Origin of the sequence: Paenibacillus sp. Soil522 (assembly GCF_001428245.1) — a bacterium.
Lineage (GTDB): Bacteria > Bacillota > Bacilli > Paenibacillales > Paenibacillaceae > Pristimantibacillus.
In genome coordinates this window covers 1-21,001 of the sequence record NZ_LMRV01000002.1, presented here as the reverse complement: position 1 = coordinate 21,001, position 21,001 = coordinate 1, and the positions used below count along the sequence as shown (strand labels likewise).

Below are 21,001 nucleotides of genomic sequence, written 5' to 3'. Positions count from 1 at the left end.
TCAATCTAGGAATGTTTTCGGAAGAATTGACTAAAATAATAATAGATTCGGTCGATGCGCACACGAAATATTAGTATTTATTTTCATGAGCCGTCCCGCCAAAGGAGAGATGCTGCTATGAAAGCCAAAACGTCCGCCGCTTGGGAGCATGTACAGCTTGCCGCTAAGCTGGCAGATTTGAAGGATGACCACTACCGTACCGTTCTTACCTTAAGCGCCATGTTAGAAATTTTAATAGATAAAGGCATCATAACGAGAGAAGAGCTAAGCGCCAAAGCCGTTGCGCTCGATGCCCAGCTGGAATCGCTTATTTCCGCTTCACTTCATCCCATGGCGTAGGCTTATCGTGGTACGTTGCACGCAGCGGGTGCTCCTCTTTCTTATAAAATAGTCCGTGATCCTCTAATATACTGTTTACGGTCAGCATCGCTAAATCCATAAGATTATGATCAAGGCTCAAATGAGCCAAATAGACACGTTTCGTTCGGTCCGTCATAAGCTCTATCAATGCTTCGCCCGCTGCCACATTCGATAAATGGCCGACATCGCTTAGGATACGACGCTTCGTATTCCACGGGTATCGACCCATGCGCAGCATCTCGGTATCGTGATTGGCTTCCAGCACGAGCACATCCGAATCAATGATTTGACGCTTGACCTTCTCGCTTACATACCCAAGATCTGTGGCCAGACTCAGCTTCTCGCCATTCTCTACGAAGCAGTATCCCACCGGCTCCGCCGCATCGTGCGAGATCGGGTACGATTGTACGACCAATGACCCGAAGGCGACCTCTTCACCTGTTTCCATAAACACTCGCTTCTCTGCGGCAATCGTGCCGACATGTCTTTCCATTGCGCCCCATGTTGCCTCATTCGCATAAATAGTCAAATCATACTTGCGGGCGAAAGCGCCCAAGCCTTTAATATGATCGGAATGCTCATGCGTGACGAACAGCGCATCCAATTGATGGCCCGACACTCCCCGCTCACGCATTAGCTCATCCAGCTTCTTTGCGCTCATTCCCGCGTCGACAATCACTGTCTTCTCGTTTCCCTGCACGATCGTCGCATTGCCGGTCGAGCCGCTTCCCAATACTGTAAATCGCAGTCCCATAATCGCTCTTTCCTGTCCCTTCTCCCGCTCCCGTTAACGTAAACCGTTCGCTGCCGCTTCCCCTTGCTTTTCATCCGTTGCAACCTCGCCGCTTATCGCATGCACATAAAACAGCTGGCCGTTTTCCAGCATAACACGCCATGACGGCGCCGACACTTGCTTCTCCGAATCGAAAATTTGACCTTTGAAGCCAAGCTGAATATCGGAGATGACGGCTCCATCCGGCAAATAGGTCTCAATCAAGCTCGCCACTGCCTTCGCAGCCGGCAGCACCTGCTTCGCTTCGCCAGACCCGAGCAGTTCTACCCGGTCCTGCAGAAAGGAAGTTATTTTTTGATTGCTAATATACAGCGTCAGCTTCACATCGAACATGGGGCGTCCTTCTACCACACGATATAAGACGAACTTGTCCACGCTGCTGTTCAGCAAATCGAATTCATATTGATCAAGCTCGGGTATTCGGCTCCCGAGCGTCTTTACTAATTGCGCTTTTGAATAGATGATGGTACTGTCCACCGGTTTATCGAGTGTGACAGGCTCCGCATTTTTACGGCTGTCGGAGTGAAGCAAATACTGCAAGTCTCCTAGGTCCGGCGTTTCAAGCGGCAGATTGGCTTCTAACGAAATACGCTTCTGCTGCATGAGCAGCACCTTATCCTGAGGCAGCTCTGCCGTATTCACGTTAATATTCAGCTGTTCCCTAATATCCAGCCATAGCTGATACCCAAGCAAAATATTAAGCAGCAAAAACGAAATAATAAGTACGTTTTTCGCACGTCCCCAATCCACTCGCCATCACCTCCAACCGTCCATACTATCGCATATTACAAGACATTGCCTATAGGCAGCTGATTCGAGCCGCCAGCAGCCAAGCTGGCTGCTCCTGCCCCGCCTGCTGCCGTTGCAGAAGGCCCAGTTACATTGCCTTCAACCGCTCCTTGCTCCTCAGCATTCGTCTGCTGCTCGGGAGGCTCGTATCCGCTAGGATAAGCTTCTGCCAGCATTTCTTCCGTACCATCCATCAGGCGGACAGCCCATACCGGATTGAACCGCAGCAGCTTGTCATCTACCGGCACTGCTTGCAGCGCCGGGAACAAAGCCTTTACTTCGCTGCGTCTTGCATATTTTTTGAGACTTTTCTGCAGCGTCTCGCCGCCGGTTAACCACCTTACACGACGTGATTCCGATTTTGGACCTAACGTAATAAGCGATCTTGAATATTCGGTTACGACACCTTGCTGAAGCGTCAGCTTCATATATCCGTACCGGAACGGCGGCGTCTCAATGACGGGATACTGACCCACGTATTGTTTAAACCTTAAATACTTGCCCTCGCCTCCCGGCAAATCGTTCACAAACCGGTGCACGCCGTCCCAGCCCCCATGCTGATTCACAAAGTCTACCGAGGCGTACACGTTATCGCTAAGCAGGTTTTCCGTAATTTGCGGCGCGCTCGGATCGGTATAGCTAATCCACTTGCCGTTTTGCTCCACTTGCAAGCCCCGCTTGCCATCGGTAAAAATTTGCGAGCCGCTTCGATCCTCAAATGCCCTTGTCGTGCTCGGATCGAAGAACAAGCTCCGCTGCATCAAATCAGGCAAATAGGTCTCATAGGAGTACACCATTTCCGTCGACTGAAGCGGTGCAGCCGGAATATACAGACCGTCATCCGTCATCGTATATACAGGCTGGTATTGGCCGAAGCCTACATAATCCTGCACGTCGCGAACCGTTAGATCCGCGCGTACCGACTCATACGCCATTTGGCCATCCGCACTAAAGAAGAAGGTTCGGATCTCCTCCGTACCCGACGTCTTAAATATCCAAATCCGATCTATCGTCTCATTCAGAAACAGCAGATCGCCTTCCAGCTTAAGCAGCTTTTGCAGCAGCTCCACCGGAATGCCGTTCTCGAAACGCAGCTCGATCCCGATGTCGTTCTCCCGGATCTCCTCCCAATTCAGCACGCCTGCCGGGCTCCGCTGGAAGCCTTTGAACTCTCTGCCCTGAATGCGCTGATTCAGAATCATTTCATAGAACTGCGTGCCCGGATAAATAATGGTATGCTTGTTGCCGCCCATATGAATGATGAGCTCCTCCGGAAAAATAACGCTCTCCACGCTTGTCGCAGGCCCCATCGGCTCTGCATTGACATAATCCTGATCGCTTCTTACCGTTGCGCCAAGGCCCGGCATGCTGTAGGCAAGCAAATAGCTTTGCAGAAGGCTGAGCGCCACAAGTACGATAAGCGCAGTCGTTTTAATTTTTTCCTTCATCACGACTCACCTCCCTCTTCCAGCAATGGGAGGGTGAATGTAACAGTCGTTCCCTCATTGAGCTCCGAATGCAGTGAAATCGTGCCGCCATGCGCCTTTACAATTTCCCGGGCAATCGAAAGCCCGAGTCCCGTGCCCCCCATATTGCGCGAGCGGGCCTTATCCACCCGATAGAAGCGGTCAAAAATACGGTTAAGATCCTTCTTCGGAATACCGATTCCGGTATCCTTTACGCTGATCGCCAGCAATGCCGAATCGGCCGGCTTCCTCGCCGTTAGTTCAATCTTTCCGCCGTCCAGCGTATATTTGATTGCATTGGAGAATAAATTATCAAGCACTTGATCGATTTGATCGCGGTCGAGCCAAGCGGATTGAAGCCCGTGCTCAACCCAAACCGACGCCTTGATCGACTTCTGTCTAAGCTGGAACGAAAACCGGTCGGCTACCTCGTCCAGCATGTCGTGCACGTTGGTCTGCCGCCGCCGCAGCGGCGCTTGATTCGAATCCAGACGCGACAAATGCAGCAGATCGGTAACGAGCCTAATCATCCGCTCGGTTTCATTTCGAATGACGCCAACAAACCGCTCCGACAGCTCCCGCTCTTCGAGCGCGCCGTCATTAAGCGCTTCAGCATAACTCTTAATTGTCGTAAGCGGCGTCCGAAGCTCATGCGAAACATTCGCGACAAACTGACGACGCGATTGCTCCAGCTTCTCCTGTTCCGTTACATCCTGCAGCACCGCAATCGTGCCGGTAATCCCCTTGTCGCGGCGATGAATCGGCGTAAAGGTTGCCCGCAAGAGACCTTCGTTGCTATCGCTAATCTCGTTCTCATCGAAATTGCGCTCAATGAGCAGGGTCTGTCCCCGTCCTTGCTGCAGTTCGTCCAAACGCTGCTCCGATAAATCGAAAAGCTCGGACAAGACGAAACCTTCGCAGGTGCGTACGTCAAGCAGCTCAAGCGCCCTTCTGTTCCATACGATTACCTTTCCGTTCTCGTCTGCCGCAACTACGCCGTCGCTCATATTAGAGAGAATCGAGGCAAGCTTCTCATTCTCTTCCTCATTAACCGATAACGCTTCCTTGAGCCGGATCGTCATATCGTTGAACGCCATGCTCAAGCTGCCAATCTCATCATCGCCAAGCACCGGCACCTGAAGATCAAACTTTCCTTGCGCGACTGCTTCTGCTTGCTTCGTCAGTCCCTGTATCGGATTAGTGATCGTATGGGCTAGCAATATGCCGAGCACTCCGGTAAGTCCCAGAGCGATTAATGTCCCCGAGAAAAAGATCTGATTGACCCGGTTCACCGTCTCATACAACTCGTTCATAGAAGCTACGACATACACGACGCCAACAACCTTGTTGTCGTTAATCGTCACCGGCTGCGCAATCATTTTTTTGCGCGTATTGTCTTCATCTATAATTTCTTGTTCATTATCGGTAATGTTCTGAAGCGCCCTACTTACCGCAAGCGATTTGTTCTTCTTGCCGATATACGACTGATTGCCCTGAACAGAGGTCGCTACCACCTTGCCGTTCGAGTCCAGCACCTGCACCTCGGCACCGCTAATACTGAACAGGTTGCGAACGACCAGACTGAGGTCCTCCGTCGTGCTCTCCGCGGAATCTCCCTCGGTATCGGGCTTAGCTGCCAAGCTGGGAGCGGCAAACTTGGACAAAATATCGGCTTGCTCCTTCAAATTGTTCGTGAAGCTATCGATTAACGAGTTTTTGACGGTGCTTATAAAATAAACGCCGATTAGCTGCATCGCCACCAATATGAGCAGCAAATAAATAATGACGAGCTTGACCTGGATCGTGCGAAAGAAGCTTTTGCCCTTCATCCTAGGCCGAAGCCCCCAGACTTGGAGTTGCGCATCATGTAGCCGAGTCCCCGCCGGGTCATAATGTACTCGGGACGGCTTGGATCATCCTCGATTTTCTCACGAAGCCTGCGAATCGTCACGTCGACCGTCCGCACGTCCCCGAAATATTCGAATCCCCACACCGCCTGCAGCAAATGCTCGCGCGTCATCACCTTGCCGCTGTTGCGGGCCATATAATAGACGAGCTCATATTCGCGATGCGTCAGATCAAGCGGTTCGCCATCCTTGTATACCACGTACATATCCGTATCAATAAATAAGTTAAACAGCTTGAATCCCTGCTGCTCCTGTCCGGCCGATCCGTCTGCAGCGCCGGCATTGTCGCCGCCGCTTGCTTCTGCGGGCTTCTGCTGCCTCCGCAAATGCGCCTTCACCCGCGCCAGCAGCTCCCGCGTGCTGAACGGCTTCGTCACATAATCATCGGCGCCAAGCTCCAGCCCAAGCACCTTATCGATTTCGGTATCCTTGGCTGTAAGCATGATGATCGGCATTTGCAGCCTGGTTCGTACCTCGCGGCATACGTCCATACCATCTTTTACGGGCAGCATCAAATCCAGCAAAATGAGATCCGGCTGCTCCTCGAAAGCCAGCCGTACCGCTTCGCCGCCATCAAAGGCGCATATAACCTGATGCCCTTCCTTCTCCAAGTTAAACTTTATAATATCCGCTATCGGCTGTTCGTCATCGACCACTAATATTTTTCCGTGCATCGCTACACCCGCCCGTCGCTTGTCCTTTGTAATAACTTCTATTTTAACACACGTTATCCCTGACTTCACAATGAAACTTCACTCATGTTAGCAAGGATTTTCCTGTAACGTTCAGCTATGCGGCAAATAAAAAAGGAGGACCGCTCCGCCGATTGCGAGAGTGGTTCTCCTTGAACTAATTTGGGTATAAGTTATAAGTACTTTAACGGGTTTTGAGCGACGCCGTTTTTAAGTATTTCAAAATGTAAATGAACGCCTGTCGAATGACCAGTGTTGCCCATAATACCTATTCTATCACCTTTTTCCACAATGTCTCCCTCGCTTACATTATAGGAGTTCAGATGACCGTATAACGTTTTGTATCCATTTTTATGATTAATAATAATGGTTTTGCCCGTTCCGTTCCTGTTGCCTACAAACTCAACAACGCCGGCATCTGAGGAAAGAATGCTTTTATTGCCTGTCATGTCAATGCCTGTATGCATCCTGCCCCAGCGCGGGCCGAATTTGCTGGTCAATGTGCTTCCGGAAACCGGCATTGCAAAGTTGCCTGATCCTTCACCCAAAACAACCTTGGTGCCTCGCACAACGATTTTTGGAGCAGCTTCCTTAATGACTTCCTTCGTAAGGAGCTCCTCGGAAACAACGTAACCGTTCTTCTTCACAATCCGATACGTCAAACGCTTAGAGCCTGCCGTTCCTTCCGAGATCGTCTTCGACTCGCCGACACGCATGTCTGCATTTTTCTTCACTTCAACTGGCGGCTCGATCGATTCGACCTCAACCAAGTTCTCAACCGTCTTCACCGTCAACTCCGGTTGGAGCACTGTTAAATCAAGCACATCACCAATTGTTAGCTTATCGTCTTCAATCCATCTGTTGTTCTCATAGATAACTTGAGGAGAAATATCAAATTTCTGTGCGATACAGCCTACGCAATCGCCTTCATGTACCGTATATTTCGTCGGTTGAATGCTGCCTTGAACAAGCATCTTGTAAATGGCTTCCGCTTCCATAATCTTCTGCGGATCGGTATCAATATTCTCCGTTATGACGGCCTCGATGAACGCCACCTCCGTCACCTCACGCCCGGGCACCTTGGTTGCCGCCTCAGGCTTAAGCTCCGGCGCAGCCGCCTCGCTTGCATCGAATGAAAGCGATTTTACTTCCTTTGAATCCTTCTTTGCAGCTGCAAGCTTAGGCGCAAACTTGCTTTGTACGCGCAATAAAATGTCGTCTGCCGTCTTCTGGTCTTTCACGATGCCGATTACTTTACCGTCAACCTTCACTTCGACGCCAACCGCATGAGAGACAAACATTCCTTCAAGCTTATCCAAAGTAACATCCGTTTCAAGCGTTCCTTTGAAAGCTGTATCGGCTTCGTATGTAATCGTTCCCGTATCAAGCACCATATTAATACCCGGGTTAGCTTGTTGAACTTCTTCTGTCTTTAACAGAACAAGCTGCTCTACATCATTTGGATTACTTACGGTACCAACAGCTGTTCCATTCATATATACGTTATAAAATTCGACTGTGTTTGCTTGGACATATTGGATTCCGCTAAATCCGGCTACAGTGAGGAGTACGAGCGCCCCGCCCGCTAGCTGAACCGGCTTCTTCCGCCAAAATGGCGTGTTTGCCTTTTCACTTGCGAATTGTTGCTGTGTCTTGCCATTCAAGTGTTGCGATCGGCTATGTCGAAAGTTTTGAATCGCTTGATTCCATACCTTCTTTATCCGACCTTTTTCCCTGAAATCGGTCATGATTGTCTCCTTTTCGCGCTTATTCTATTATTTTTCCCTACTTCCGACGTAGAAAAAAGACGAATGATCCTGTCGGATCACTCGCCTAATACTTTAACATATGCCCAACAATTGGGGCAACCTTTACACTACATTCACTATATTAATATTTTTTCAGAATATTCATCATTTGCCCGTATTCGGTCTTGTCGAGATGCTGTGCCATGATTTGTTGAATCGCTGTCAGCTCTTGCTCCGTCAGACCGTTTTCAACATATTGAGAGATGGTTTGCCATGATTCTTGGGGCAATTTGGTCATTAAGAGACCGAACAGCTCATCCTTGTCCTTGTCACTCATTTGCTCCTTTACTTCAGTCAAATCCTCTGTCGTCATCGCCGTTTCGGTATTATCCGCGCCGGCCGTTCCCTCCTGCACCTCTCCGCCTTCCTGCACAGCGCCGCCGCTCGCCTGCGTGCCGCCGCCAATTCCAATATCCGTAAGCGGAGGATCGGTTTCTTGACTAAAGGCATCTACCGATTCTGGAGGCTCTCCCTGTCCATTCTCGCCCTCAGGGGTCTCCGGCGCTTCCCCGCTAGAGCCGCCCGTGTCTTCTTTCCCTGCCGTATCCGTCGTTACCGGCGGATCTGCTCCCCAGAGCTTCCCCCACACGCCGGACATCGCCATCGGCGGTACTTCAATCGGCAAATTGAACTGTTTTAATATAGTCTCAACATAGCTAGTTACAATATACCCTGTCGTCCATATCGATAAAAAGCTTAAAATCAGCCCTGCCGCAACCAGCTTTGCCAGCCACCCGATCTTTTTTAACATGATCGCACCATCCCTTCGCACAGCAGCTAAAAGATTACTCTATCTATTAGCTGCGGTATCCATCGTCTGTTACCTATCATTATGGTCAACATTAGGGACGGACATTCTCTTATTTTCATTATATTCCCAATTTCCGCATGTTTTAGGATTACTATGCGCAAGCTGCTTGTTAGAGATTTAGGTCGAGATCAGATATTTGAACCGGATTTAACGCAAAAAAAGGATGGCCTGGGGCCACCCTTCTTAAAGAAATATTTTACTCGTAGATAGGACGAACCGGATTCGTTTGCTCGCGGTTGCGGCCTACCGAGAAAATCGCGATCGGAATGCCTGTAAGCTCAGATACGCGGTTTAAGTAATTAAGCGTGTTTACTGGAAGATCCTCAAGCGTTTTTGCGCCGGAGATGTCCTCCGACCAGCCTGGAAGCTCCTCGTAGATCGCTTCGCACTCGGATACCAATTTCAAGCTTGCCGGGTAAATTTCGATAACCTCGCCGCGCAATTTGTAGCCTGTGCAAATCTTCACCGTTTCAAGGCCTGTCAGAACGTCTAGCGAGTTAAGGGAAAGACCAGTAATTCCGCTAACGCGGCGCGCATGACGTACTACAACCGTATCGAACCAGCCGACGCGGCGCGGACGGCCTGTTACCGTTCCGTATTCATGGCCTTTATCACGAATCAATTGGCCGATTTCGTTATCTTGCTCTGTTGGGAACGGACCATCGCCTACGCGGGTCGTGTACGCTTTAGCAACGCCGATAACCTGTTTGATTTTTGAAGGACCAACGCCCGAACCGATACATACGCCGCCAGCCGACGGGTTGGAGGACGTAACATACGGGTAAGTTCCTTGGTCGATATCCAGCATAACGCCTTGAGCGCCTTCGAACAATACCTTCTGACCCGCATCGATTGCATCGTTCAATACAACAGACGTATCGGTTACGTACGGACGAAGTGTTTCTGCATAGCCAAGATAATCTCGGACGATTTGGTCAGCATCAAGATGCTCTCCGCCGTATACTTGCTCAATCAGTTGGTTTTTCTCGACGATAATGCTGCGGACTCTTGCTTCGAATCCCTCTGCATCCATCAAATCGGCGATGCGGATACCGTTACGTGCCGCTTTATCCATGTAGCAAGGGCCGATCCCTTTACGTGTTGTACCGATTTTGTTATCGCCTTTACGATCTTCCTCAAGACCGTCAAGCACAAGGTGGTACGGCATAATGACGTGCGCGCGATCGCTAATTTTCAAATTAGCAGTCGAGAAGCCGTTATCATGAATATAGTTAATTTCCTCGATCAGCGCTTCCGGATTAATAACCATTCCGTTGCCGATGACGCAGGTTTTATTATGATTGAAAATACCCGATGGAATCATCGTTAATTTGTATTTTTTGTTATCAATAAGGATCGTGTGTCCGGCATTGTTTCCTCCTTGGTAACGAGCGACGACGTCGGCTCCCTCTGCCAAGTAATCAGTGATTTTGCCTTTACCTTCGTCTCCCCACTGTGTACCAACAACAACTACCGTAGACATAATTATACCCCCGTCCGGTGTTTATAAGCACCGAAAATTACCGTCTGGATGCTGCGGCACGATATTACCTTCATTTAGAGGCTTCGTGATGCAAGTCAAAAGACAGCATTAATAGTGTATCAGTCCATCCCTGAGAAGTCAAACTAAAAACGAACAATTGCATAGCTCCCCATGCAATTGTTCGGGAATTCATGATGCCTGCATTGGATCCTGATGAGTGCGGTCGATACTAACGAATTTATTATATTTTTTCAGAAAGACCAGCTCTACCGTACCTACCGGTCCGTTACGCTGCTTGGCGATAATGATCTCGATAATATCTTTCTTCTCTGATTCTTTATCGTAGTAATCGTCACGGTACAAGAACGAGACGATATCGGCATCTTGCTCGATCGAGCCTGATTCCCTAAGGTCGGACATCATCGGCCGCTTGTCCTGCCGCTGCTCAACACCCCGGCTGAGCTGCGAGAGCGCAATTACCGGAACCTCGAGCTCACGCGCGATTTGCTTCAAAGTCCGCGAAATTTCGGATACCTCTTGCTGCCGGTTCTCGCCTGCTTTGCCGCGGCCGGAAATCAGCTGCAAATAGTCGATCAGAATCATGCCGAGACCTTTTTCCTTTTTCAATCGACGGCATTTGGCACGAATCTCGGCCACTGTAATACCTGGCGTGTCATCAATGAAGATTTGCGCTTCCGACAATGAACCAATCGCCATCGTCAGCTTCTCCCAGTCGTCGCCCTCCAAATGGCCTGTCCGCATGCGCTGCGCATCTACATTAGCTTCAGCGCAGATCATACGCTGTACCAGCTGCGCCGCTGACATCTCCAGACTGAAGATGGCGACGGTCTCGCGGGCGCGAACGCCGACATTTTGTGCGATATTGAGCGCGAACGCTGTTTTACCTACCGAAGGACGGGCTGCGACGATGATAAGGTCACTCCGCTGGAAGCCGGCCGTCATCCGGTCCAGATCCGTAAAGCCGGACGGAATACCCGTCGTGCCTCCCTTGTCCGCATACAGTTGCTCGACCTTCTCGAATACCTCCATCAATACGTCCCGAATGGATATAAACCCGCTGCCTGAGCGGCGATTCGAAATTTCGAGAATTTTTTTCTCCGCATCGCCGAGCAGGACGCCAACATCCTCCGAGTTCGCATAACCATCAGATACGATGTTGGTTGCCGTTCGGATAAGTCGCCGCAGCATCGATTTCTCTTCAACGATTTGCGCGTAGTAATCAACGTTTGCCGCTGTCGGCACCGAATTGGCCAGCCTCGCCAAATAACTGACGCCGCCTATTTCTTCAAGTACTTGCTGGTCCTGCAAATGCGCGGTTAAGGTCACGAGGTCAACCGGCTGGTTGTTCTCGGCGATCTCGACCATCGCCTCGTAAATTTGTCTGTGAGGGCCGCTATAGAAGTCTTCGCTGCGCACCCGCTCCATCGCTGTAATAAGCGCTTCCGCTTGCAGCAATATCGCTCCGATGACAGCCTGTTCAGCTTCTAAGTTTTGCGGTGGAACACGGTCAAACATCAGCTCTGTACTCATGGGTCCTCCCTCCTTAATGGTTTTCGTATTAAGCATATAATAAGGTTTTCGTAGAATTCTGCTTCGTAAGCATAGAACGGTCTTCTATTCTTCAGACGCCTGTACACTCAGCTTCGCTTTTACTTCAGGGTGAAGCTTCACGGCAACCTGCGTGACACCTAAAGTGCGAATTGGATCTTCAAGCTCGATTTTGCGTTTGTCGATCTTAATGCCTTGCGCTGCCAGCGCCTCGCCGATTTGCTTGCTCGTAATAGCGCCGAACAGCCTTCCGCCTTCGCCCGCTTTTGTCTTAATAACGACGGTCAACTCTTCCAGCTTCTTGCCGAGCTCCTGCGCATCCACCTTTTCCTGCTCCTTGCGCTTCTGCTCAGATGCATTCTGAACCTCAAGCGTCTTCAGGTTGCCGTCCGATGCCAGCTTCGCCAGCCCTTGCGGCAATAGAAAATTACGTACGTACCCTTCAGAAAGATCCTTCACTTGACCTTTCTTTCCTTGTCCTTTAACATCTTTCAAAAAGATTACTTTCATTCAAATAACCCCTCTTCCGTTTCAATTTCGTCCAAAACCCGCTTCAGACGTTCCGCTACTTCCACTACTGATCCTTCAAGCTGAGCGGCAGCATTCGTCAAATGCCCGCCTCCGCCCATTCGCTCCATCACTACCTGTACGTTCATATGGCCCAGCGAACGAGCGCTAATGCCGATAAGTCCGTCAGAACGCTCCCCAATAACGAAGGAAGCGAGTATATCCGTCATATTCAGCAGCGTATCCGCCGACTGCGCGATAAGCAGCTGCGAATATTTACGACCGCTTTCGGTTACTGCAATGGCCACATGCTCATGGAGCACCTCGGCATGCTTAATAATTTCCGCTTTGCGCACGTACTCCTCCAGATCCTCTTTCAGCATCCGCTGAATCATCATCGAATCTGCGCCGTTGCGGCGGAGGAACGATGCAGCCTCAAACGTCCGCGCTCCGGTACGAAGCGAGAAGCTCTTCGTATCTACTGTGATGCCGGCAAGCAATGCCGTTGATTCCCTTACATCAAGAACGACGCGGTCATGGATGTATTGCAGCAGCTCGGTTACCAGCTCACATGTCGATGAGGCGTAAGGCTCCATATACACCAAAATCGCATTCGCGATAAATTCCTCGCTGCGGCGATGATGATCGACAACGACGATACGATCCGTTAGCGAAAGCAGCTTAGGCTCCTTCACCATGGATACCTTATGCGTGTCGACGACCACGGCAAGCGTCTGAGGCGTTATTAGCGCCAAAGCCTGCTCAGGCGATACAAACCGCTTAGACAGCCTTTCGTCTTCCCGGATGAGCTCCATCATTTTCTGGATCGCCGGGTTGACGCCCTCGAGCACGATATAGGCCTCTTTGCCAAACAGCTGCGCTGCCTTCATCACGCCGATAGCTGCCCCGATTGCATCCATGTCGGGCATTTTGTGTCCCATAATAACAACATTATGGCTCTCGCGTATCAGATCTCTCAGCGCATGAGCGACAACACGTGCACGGACGCGCGTCCGCTTCTCCACCGCATTCGACTTGCCTCCGTAGAACGATTGCCGGCTGCCAACCTTAACGGATGCCTGGTCGCCGCCTCGTCCGAGCGCTATATCAAGGCTCGTATGCGCCCATTGGCCAAGCTCGATAATGTTCTCGGCCCCCGCTGCGAAGCCGATGCTGAGCGTGACCGGAATTTTGTGATCGCCGGTAATCTCCCTTACCTCGTCGAGCACAACAAAGCGGGACTGCTCAAGCTGCTTCAGCGTTCGCTGATCCGTCACCAGCAGAAAGCGGTCAGACGTGAGTCTCTTCAAATAAATATGAAATTTTTGCGCCCATTCGGTAATTTCCGTCGTGACCTTCGCCAGCATCGAACTGCGTTGGTGATCGTCCAAGCCTTGCGTCACTTCCTCAAGGTTATCGATCATGACGACGCCAAGGACGAGCTTCTCATCATCGTATTTGCGGCCAAGCTGCCAGAGATCGGTAATATTTTTGACGTACAGAATCCGTTCCTTCGGCTTGAAGATCAGCTGGTAAACTTGGGAACCAACCGTCGCTTCGATGGTACCCTCCCGTTCTTTCACCTGCTGCAAAGACGGAAAAAGCTCCGCAAGCGGCACTCCGATAACCGTTTCCCGCTCCACCACGCCTGCAATATAAGGATTGTGCCACTCTACTATTCGATCTTCATTATATAAAATAATTCCAAAAGGAAGCTCGCTTATGACATCGTTGCCAACCTTTTTGACCCGATAGGATAACGTGCCCAAATACGATTTAAGGTCTTTGCGGAACGCTCTTTCCGCCATTACCATATAAAACAAAACGCCGCCGGTCAGCAGCAGCCCGAGCAGCCCGAGCAGCCACTCGAACCAGGCAAGCGCCACCGACATGAGCACCATCAATACGAAAGACCATATCTGATGCATTCCGTGCCAACGTGTAACCAAAAACTTCGGCATTTCAGATCCGCTCCTGTGCTATGGTTTCGTAAACGACTTGCGGATTGGGAAAGCGGTATCCAGCACGCCAATTAAGCTTAGCGGCGGGATCAAAAGCACCGGAATCGCAATCAGAACCGGCACCGCTTTGTTCCACCCTCGCTGATGGGCAAGGAAGTAGAAAAATCCGACAGCCTGAAACGCAAAAACAAAACTAAGCAGAGGAACCAAGTTCATTAACGCCACTGCAAAATAAGAATCGCTCGTTGCTGTCGAAGAAAACAGCTCAATGACATAAGCAATCAAGTACAAAATAACGAGCAAACGAGGCAGGCGCCACTCCCTTGCACGGGTAAACCTCGGCACATCCGGTCCCCCGCTCCACTTAACGGCTCTGCGGGCTACGAATTGCGTAATAACCGTAAGACCAAACGCAATCAAAATAAAGGTAACGGGGATTGAGTTAATCATGGTATGAATAACCATATCCGTTAGCCCCGAGTCCCATTCCGCAGGAAGATAGCTCTGTGCCATCATTTCCTCGACCGTTGACCGTACAAATGTACTCAATTCTCTAATGAGTGAAATATCCAAGAATACCTCGAAAATAAGCAGCTCAAGCATCAATTGAGCGAGAACCACAACGCCGACCGTCCGAATAACCCTCGAGGCGGTCGCTTGCTTCATGTACAAATGGCCCATCACAATAGAAGGTATTAAGAAAAACAACCCAATAATGAGCGTGGCCGGCCCGCCGATAATGAACGCCAGCACCCATACTGGAAGCAGATGCAGCACAAACGACTTTGACGGCAAGGTCGCATACAGTACGACATACGGCACCATAATCAGCAGCATGGTTATGACGTTCAAGAGCGGCACTAGAAGGGACAATAATAAAAGAAGTGCCGTACAGCTCCACAGCACTGGTTTCAAGCCGGTTTTCAAACCGTTCACCTCTTGATTATTTAATCTGGTTTCTTACGAAACTTTTACAACTCATTATAGCATAAAAGCTGCACTTATCACTCATATTCCCATTGGCTCCCTTAAGGATGCAGCACCCGCTTCACGGCTTCTGCAAAAAACAAAAAGACGGAACAACAAGCCCATTCCGCCTTTACTTTTTATTATGTTGCCCCACTCACTTTGAAAATAATACCACGTCCCGATCCGGCATCGCCTCCGTTCGTTATTTATCCTGCAGCACATTATACTGCTCTGTAATGATTTTCTGGCAGTAATCGATAATTTCACTCCTGCGTACGATCCCGATAAACCGGTTCATATCGTCGACAACGGGCACGAAATTTTGCACCTTCGCCAGTGAAATCAGATCATCCATATTGGCATCGATTTGCACCGTCTTATTATTCATTCGCAGCGGCACATCGGCAAGCTTCACTTTATTGGTCTGCTCAAGCGTAAGGTCAGTATGATTTTTGATATACCATAGCAAATCGCCTTCCGTAACGGTGCCTGCATAACCGCCATCATCATTTATGATAGGCACTGCCGTATAACGATGGTATTCCATTCGTTCAAGCGTCTGTCTTAATGTTGCATCCTGGGTTAAACAGATGACATCCTGCTTCGGCAATAAAAAAAACGCAACATTCATTTTTCCCAAACAACTCCGTTCCATTTGCTCTTTCCATTCCCTATTGGCTTCTCTTTATCATTGTCTGCACCTTCACCAAATCCTCTTCATCGGCAAAATAGTACCACGCGCCACCGCTCTTCAAGCGATGTCCATTGCCAAGCAGCGAGTGGCTGTAAAACTAAAATTATCACCCATAATATCTATAAGCTCCGGAATCTTGGACCATTGATTCATTTGCTTCGCTTTCTCCATCAGAAGATCACCGTCTTTCGGACGAACGACCGTATAAATTATCGTATCTGAGCGCAATTTCCTTACCTCGCTGGTCAAAACCAAGAAGCAGTACGGAGAATGGATCCTGCTTCTTATCTATTGTACTAATCAGAACAGGCTCCCGTCCATCGATAGGGTTATAAGTTTGCTTCAATTGCTTCTCGATTCTAATATAATCATATCTTTACAGTTTAGACGATCATTTGTCGAAACAGGTTACAAATCTCTTACAAATTATTCATACCAATTTTTGATATATTAATTATTAATGAAAAAGGTCTACTGCTATCTGATGACGAATACAATCATTGCAAGCATATGTTAAATAGAAAGGGTGAAACTTGTGATTCAACCTCCATCCTTGCAGCCGGACGGCTCTTCGACCGGCTTAGACCCTAAAGTAGCAGGCTTGCTTTGTTACTTGGGAGGTTTTGTAACTGGCATTATATTCCTTATATTGGAGAAAAGAAGCCGCTTCGTTAAACTGCACGCCGTTCAATCGGTCGTCGTATCTGTAGCGCTCATCGTACTGAATATTTTGTTTGGCTTTATCCCCCTCATCGGCTGGCTCCTCGGTTTGCTGCTTGCTCCAGTCAGCTTCATTTTGTGGATTGGGCTTATGCTGCTTACGCTGCAAGGCAAGCTGTCCAAGCTTCCTGTTATCGGCGATTGGTCGGAACAGCAAGCAAATAGGTTTTAAAACTTTACGTACCAGTGTAACGGCTCATATTTTCACTTTCATATATCCCCAAAAAAAAGGACGGCCTGTTGCCGTTCTTTTTTTTCGTGCAAAAAGAACCAGGACGTTTTTTGCGTACAACATCCTGGTTTTATTTTGAAAAGCGTATGCTGCTTGCAGCAACGGGAACCCTAATAAAAAAATGAATAGGAAAGGATTCTGAGATGCCTGAGATGCTAATAAATGTTTTCTTCGGTTTCATTATTCCTTGGCTCCTCGCGCTCTATCTGGCCCGAAAAAACCCTAAAATATTGCTGCTGATCTCTCCGGTCGGAGCTGTTCTATCTTTTGTCATTAACGCATTCGGCTTTCAATTAAAATTTTGGGACTTTACGCCGCTTATACCTGATGATGAAAACGTATCGGCGCTGCCGCTTAACATCGGCCTTTACCCGGTACTTGGAAGCTATATGATTTGGATGATCCTTTTACATCGAAAAAAAACAGCGCTCATTTTATTCTTATTCATTCTGTGTACGACGATACTTGAGTATATTGGAATACTGGTCGGTAAAGTATCGTACGGGAACGGCTGGAATATCGGCTATACCTCCCTATCCTACTTACTTGCTTTCAGCTGCGTATATATATACTTTAGGTTCCTTGAGCGGCTACGTGTATTATAAAAACAGTTCGCCGCTCTCCTTCTCTTGATCATGCATGACTTATGCAGTTCACCCCAGGACATTTACAGTTGCTAGAGATATAAGTATAATTATATCAAATGACATAAATGGATTATCGGAGGAGCCTGCCATCGGTGGGCTTCTCTTTGCTTTTTTTGCCCTCCGAAAGGAATAACTTCATAATAATCCGCATTTTTAGGGAATCATAAAATAATATTCACTTTCAGGAGGGTTTCATGGAACAGCAGGCAATTTTAGCAATCGGTATCTTTCTCGTCATTTATGGGTTTATCATTGCAGAGAAAATCCACCGTACGATCGTAGCCATGATCGGCGGGACATTAATGGTTGTACTCGGAATTGTAGACCAGGAGACTGCACTGCATCACATTGACTTTAATACGCTTGGGCTTCTTGTCGGCATGATGATTATAGTAGGCATTACGGCTGAAACAGGACTGTTTAAATACATTGCTATTGTCGCAGCCAAGAGAGCTAAGGGAGAGCCTACTCGAATTCTGATCTCATTAGCACTCATTACAGCTGTGGGTTCAGCTTTTCTGGATAATGTCACCACCGTACTTCTCATGGTACCCGTGACCTTCAGCATTACGCGGCAGCTTCGTGTGAATCCTATACCTTTTCTTATTACTCAGATCATTGCTTCTAACGTAGGGGGTACCGCAACACTGATTGGCGACCCGCCGAATATCATGATCGGGAGCGCAGTCAAAGAATTATCCTTTATGGATTTTATCATCAATTTAGCACCGCTAGCGGTTTTGGTGATGGCCATTTATGTGCCTATTTTCATTTTTCTATTCCGCAAAAAAATTCAAACAACGGATGATTTGAAACAAAGCATTATGAAGATGGATGAAAGCCAACTTATTACGGATCGTATGCTCTTGCGCAAGTGCTTGATTGTGTTGGGATTGACGATTTTAGGGTTCTTTACACATCAGCTGTTGCATCTGGAATCGGCAACAGTCGCATTGGCTGGCGCCTTTCTCCTGCTGCTGCTTACCGGAGAGCATATGATGGAAGAGGCTTTCTCCAAGGTTGAATGGACAACGATATTTTTCTTCGTCGGTTTGTTCGTCTTGGTATCCGGACTTATTGAAACAGATGTGATCGCCAAGCTGGCTGCGCAAGCTATCGAACTGACTGGAGGGGAGCCGGTCGCGACCTCCATGCTGATACTGTGGTTAAGCGCCATTGCATCCGCCTTTTTAGACAATATTCCGTTTGTAGCGACGATGATTCCAATGATTCAAGAAATGGGTAATATGGGTGTCAGCAATCTGGAGCCGTTATGGTGGAGTCTAGCGCTTGGAGCATGCTTGGGGGGCAATGGTACGCTTATTGGAGCGAGTGCCAACCTCATTGTAGCAGGCATGGCTGGAAAAGAAGGTTATCCGATTAAATTCGTCCAATTTTTAAAATACGGCTTTCCTTTGATGCTGCTCTCAATCGTTTTATCAAGTATCTATGTATACTTGCGTTATTTAATATAAATTTCGAAAGGATTGGGGCAAAATGCTCAAATACGAATATGACCACAATGTAATTCAATTTAATGAGATTGAGAATGGAATTGACATGGAATTTCGTATTCACATTCTTCAGGAAGAGCCTTACCTTGACAGGATAAAGAAGGTGCAGAGGGTATTTGAAGATAACCAAGTGTATACAGACGTTTTGTTTTACATCTATGCCAATCATGAATATCGGGTTATTGTTCGCAGGGATTACTACTATGATTTTATACTCGAACTGATGAAGCAGCACCTATTGCAGAGTGTAAAATGGGTAGAGTAGCCGTTTTTCATTAGCTTGGACATGTAAAGAGGGAGAACCGGTTTCGCGGCTCTCCCTCTTCTTTTATTGTTGTTCCAAGACCCGCCCAGTAAGAGCGTGGATAAAAATTTTTTGATATTCTTTATCTGATTCCCGGCTTTTCAAATTCACCACATAAATCAAAGGAATACCCGGGCGTGAGGGTAAATAATACATGTCTACTTCGGGTTCTTCGAGTTGCGCATTATCCGCTTCCGCGAAAGATAATGCAATTTGAATGGCTTTCTTTTTAGAGAAGATAGCGTGCTTTGGACGGTTAAACGTCTTTTTCTCTAAATCAGGGTACACACTGCCCGTGACGCGGCGGATGATTCCCTGTTTATTGATTTGAATAACCAGCTCATCTTTCCAAACAGGAGTATTATACAAAAAATGTTGAAGTCTTACTTGTATGGTGTTGTCAGAGCTTTCGCTAACCTCCGTTACTTGCATAACGTTTTTTGGATTCTTCAAGCCGTATAGCGACTTTGTTTTATCCAAGAACTCAAAAGCAATCCACTGGGGTGAATGCTTTGACGGTTTTGATAAATGGCCTGTAAGCAAGGATGGGGTGTTCGTATTTTGATTCCAATTGATTAAGAATTTATCCCCGCTTTCTTCTTCCAACTTTTGTAAAATCCTCTTCGCGGCACCAGTTAAATCCTCAGCGGCAGCTAATGTTGGTATGGGAGATGAGAAGATCGCCGCGATCAACAAGATAAGAATGAGTCTCATTGATTCCCTCCTTTTTGATAATAAGTTTTTATTTTCTATTTTCGGCGAAAAGTGAAGGTAATATTCAATCAACCATCCTATCCGCTCTGTCATTTATGGTACGGTTCCCAGCGGTTAATCTTGCAGATAGGGATTTGTTCCCTTCTGAATAATGCCTTCGTCACGATGATAACAATTGTGCATGTGCTGCTTCTTTTCAAATCGGATGCGAGTCTCGCGGTGTACATGAGGGAATGGCCGGCTACTGCCGCTGCTGTAAAGACAGACTGGTTATACCTGCCGTATGGAAGACAAATTGGGGAAGTTCCAATCGGAGCCGTTGTTATCAGAAATAACTTCTAGTTATGTTTAAAACCCTGTATCTGAACTAAAAGCTGGAAAATCATGACCTTGAATATATGAAGTTGGTTATCATCATCTGCTGCTAAAGGTTTAAACCAAGTGAACGCGATTTAGGCGAATCGTATACGGTTCCTTTACATGAAGTAAGAATAGAATGCAGATATAGCCTAAGCCGAGACACAACTATACTTGAATAAAGCTAAGGGAAATAAAGTTTTTAGATTAAGAAAGTAAAGTTAAGCAGACTTGTGTCGCTCATTTTATTTAAGCATTGTTGTGTCGCTGCACAATAGTGTCATACACCTTATACGATCATTTATTTCACCCTGATTTATAAGTTAGTGCGGACGACTATTAATGTAGCTTTTGGATAATCGCTGCTTCGTCGCCTGAGCGTAATATCATTATGGTACAGACACCGTCTTGTTTTCATTTGAAAACTTACACCTATATATAACAAACAAAAAAACCGTGTTTTTCGCGGTTCTGGAATGGTTATATGTTCTTGTAATCTACCTGAATTTTGTAGTGTCTACCATACAATAAGAGGCAAAATGTAGATTATATAAAAAATCTACATTTTGTCTCTTATTTTCAGGGTCTGTCAAGAATTTTGTGTAAACGTATTATTGATGTTGTCAAGGCAAGGGAGCTCCGCCCCCTACCGAAGGTGCTGCCCAACACGATCAGGGAAGAAAACGGATAGCTGTAGCAGCATT

At 47.8% G+C, this 21,001-nt stretch carries 20 protein-coding genes; 5 read left to right on the top strand and 15 right to left on the bottom strand.

Annotated elements, in window-relative coordinates; translation table 11 throughout:
* The first annotated feature begins 117 nt into the window (after window positions 1-117).
* Complete coding sequence (locus ASG81_RS01925; protein ID WP_056628389.1) at window positions 118-339, top strand: hypothetical protein; 222 nt, start codon at window positions 118-120, stop codon at window positions 337-339.
* On the opposite strand, the gene ASG81_RS01920 is transcribed toward ASG81_RS01925, so the two are convergent.
* The 14 genes from ASG81_RS01920 to ASG81_RS31805 form a co-directional block, all read right to left on the bottom strand.
* Entirely contained in the window at window positions 308-1,114 is an 807-nt protein-coding gene (locus tag ASG81_RS01920; RefSeq protein ID WP_056628386.1) for an MBL fold metallo-hydrolase, read from the bottom strand. The two genes, ASG81_RS01925 and ASG81_RS01920, sit on opposite strands and share 32 nt — an antisense overlap.
* A gap of 33 nt (window positions 1,115-1,147) precedes the next feature.
* Window positions 1,148-1,903 (bottom strand): two-component system regulatory protein YycI, encoded by a 756-nt coding sequence (yycI, locus tag ASG81_RS01915; protein ID WP_056628384.1) that lies wholly within the window; start codon window positions 1,901-1,903, stop codon window positions 1,148-1,150.
* Between the two features lie 35 nt (window positions 1,904-1,938).
* Window positions 1,939-3,390, bottom strand: coding sequence for a YycH family regulatory protein (locus ASG81_RS01910; RefSeq protein WP_056628381.1), 1,452 nt, complete (start codon window positions 3,388-3,390; stop codon window positions 1,939-1,941).
* A complete protein-coding gene (gene walK, locus ASG81_RS01905) occupies window positions 3,390-5,237 on the bottom strand; it encodes a cell wall metabolism sensor histidine kinase WalK (protein ID WP_056628378.1) in 1,848 nt (615 codons plus the stop codon). Before walK ends, ASG81_RS01910 begins: the two co-directional genes overlap by 1 nt.
* Entirely contained in the window at window positions 5,234-5,989 is a 756-nt protein-coding gene (gene yycF / locus ASG81_RS01900; protein WP_056628375.1) for a response regulator YycF, read from the bottom strand. The genes walK and yycF overlap by 4 nt, the downstream gene beginning before the upstream one ends.
* 191 nt (window positions 5,990-6,180) lie before the next feature.
* Complete coding sequence (locus ASG81_RS01895) at window positions 6,181-7,755, bottom strand: M23 family metallopeptidase (protein ID WP_056628373.1); 1,575 nt, start codon at window positions 7,753-7,755, stop codon at window positions 6,181-6,183.
* A gap of 142 nt (window positions 7,756-7,897) precedes the next feature.
* Window positions 7,898-8,566, bottom strand: a complete 669-nt coding sequence (locus ASG81_RS01890) for a hypothetical protein (protein ID WP_056628370.1) — start codon at window positions 8,564-8,566, stop codon at window positions 7,898-7,900.
* Between the two features lie 256 nt (window positions 8,567-8,822).
* The gene (locus ASG81_RS01885; RefSeq protein WP_056628367.1) at window positions 8,823-10,109 is read right to left on the bottom strand and encodes an adenylosuccinate synthase; all 1,287 of its coding nucleotides are present in this window, start codon (window positions 10,107-10,109) and stop codon (window positions 8,823-8,825) included.
* 189 nt (window positions 10,110-10,298) lie between these two features.
* Window positions 10,299-11,660: a replicative DNA helicase gene (gene dnaB / locus ASG81_RS01880; protein ID WP_056628364.1), complete on the bottom strand. Its 1,362-nt coding sequence runs from the start codon at window positions 11,658-11,660 to the stop codon at window positions 10,299-10,301.
* An 84-nt stretch (window positions 11,661-11,744) separates the two neighbouring features.
* The gene (gene rplI / locus ASG81_RS01875) at window positions 11,745-12,188 is read right to left on the bottom strand and encodes a 50S ribosomal protein L9 (protein ID WP_056628362.1); all 444 of its coding nucleotides are present in this window, start codon (window positions 12,186-12,188) and stop codon (window positions 11,745-11,747) included.
* On the bottom strand, window positions 12,185-14,146 hold the full coding sequence (locus ASG81_RS01870; RefSeq protein ID WP_056628359.1) for a DHH family phosphoesterase: 1,962 nt from the start codon (window positions 14,144-14,146) through the stop codon (window positions 12,185-12,187). The genes rplI and ASG81_RS01870 overlap by 4 nt, the downstream gene beginning before the upstream one ends.
* Before the next feature lie 18 nt (window positions 14,147-14,164).
* Entirely contained in the window at window positions 14,165-15,073 is a 909-nt protein-coding gene (locus tag ASG81_RS01865; protein ID WP_442952797.1) for a DUF2232 domain-containing protein, read from the bottom strand.
* Between the two features lie 244 nt (window positions 15,074-15,317).
* Window positions 15,318-15,746, bottom strand: a complete 429-nt coding sequence (locus ASG81_RS01860; protein WP_056628352.1) for a CBS domain-containing protein — start codon at window positions 15,744-15,746, stop codon at window positions 15,318-15,320.
* Between the two features lie 120 nt (window positions 15,747-15,866).
* On the bottom strand, window positions 15,867-16,037 hold the full coding sequence (locus ASG81_RS31805; RefSeq protein WP_235548697.1) for a hypothetical protein: 171 nt from the start codon (window positions 16,035-16,037) through the stop codon (window positions 15,867-15,869).
* 307 nt (window positions 16,038-16,344) lie between these two features.
* Here ASG81_RS31805 and ASG81_RS01855 point away from each other — a divergent pair, with 307 nt between their 5' ends.
* The 4 genes from ASG81_RS01855 (at window position 16,345) to ASG81_RS01840 (ending at window position 19,187) form a co-directional block, all read left to right on the top strand.
* Window positions 16,345-16,701, top strand: coding sequence for a DUF4870 domain-containing protein (locus tag ASG81_RS01855; RefSeq protein WP_327205136.1), 357 nt, complete (start codon window positions 16,345-16,347; stop codon window positions 16,699-16,701).
* Window positions 16,702-16,904: 203 nt separating this feature from the next.
* Window positions 16,905-17,366, top strand: coding sequence for a CBO0543 family protein (locus tag ASG81_RS01850; protein WP_081417067.1), 462 nt, complete (start codon window positions 16,905-16,907; stop codon window positions 17,364-17,366).
* A gap of 236 nt (window positions 17,367-17,602) precedes the next feature.
* Window positions 17,603-18,883 (top strand): SLC13 family permease, encoded by a 1,281-nt coding sequence (locus ASG81_RS01845; protein WP_056628350.1) that lies wholly within the window; start codon window positions 17,603-17,605, stop codon window positions 18,881-18,883.
* Window positions 18,884-18,968: 85 nt separating this feature from the next.
* Window positions 18,969-19,187: a hypothetical protein gene (locus ASG81_RS01840; protein WP_155971105.1), complete on the top strand. Its 219-nt coding sequence runs from the start codon at window positions 18,969-18,971 to the stop codon at window positions 19,185-19,187.
* 63 nt (window positions 19,188-19,250) lie between these two features.
* On the opposite strand, the gene ASG81_RS01835 is transcribed toward ASG81_RS01840, so the two are convergent.
* On the bottom strand, window positions 19,251-19,940 hold the full coding sequence (locus ASG81_RS01835; protein WP_056628344.1) for a hypothetical protein: 690 nt from the start codon (window positions 19,938-19,940) through the stop codon (window positions 19,251-19,253).
* Window positions 19,941-21,001 lie beyond the last annotated feature (1,061 nt).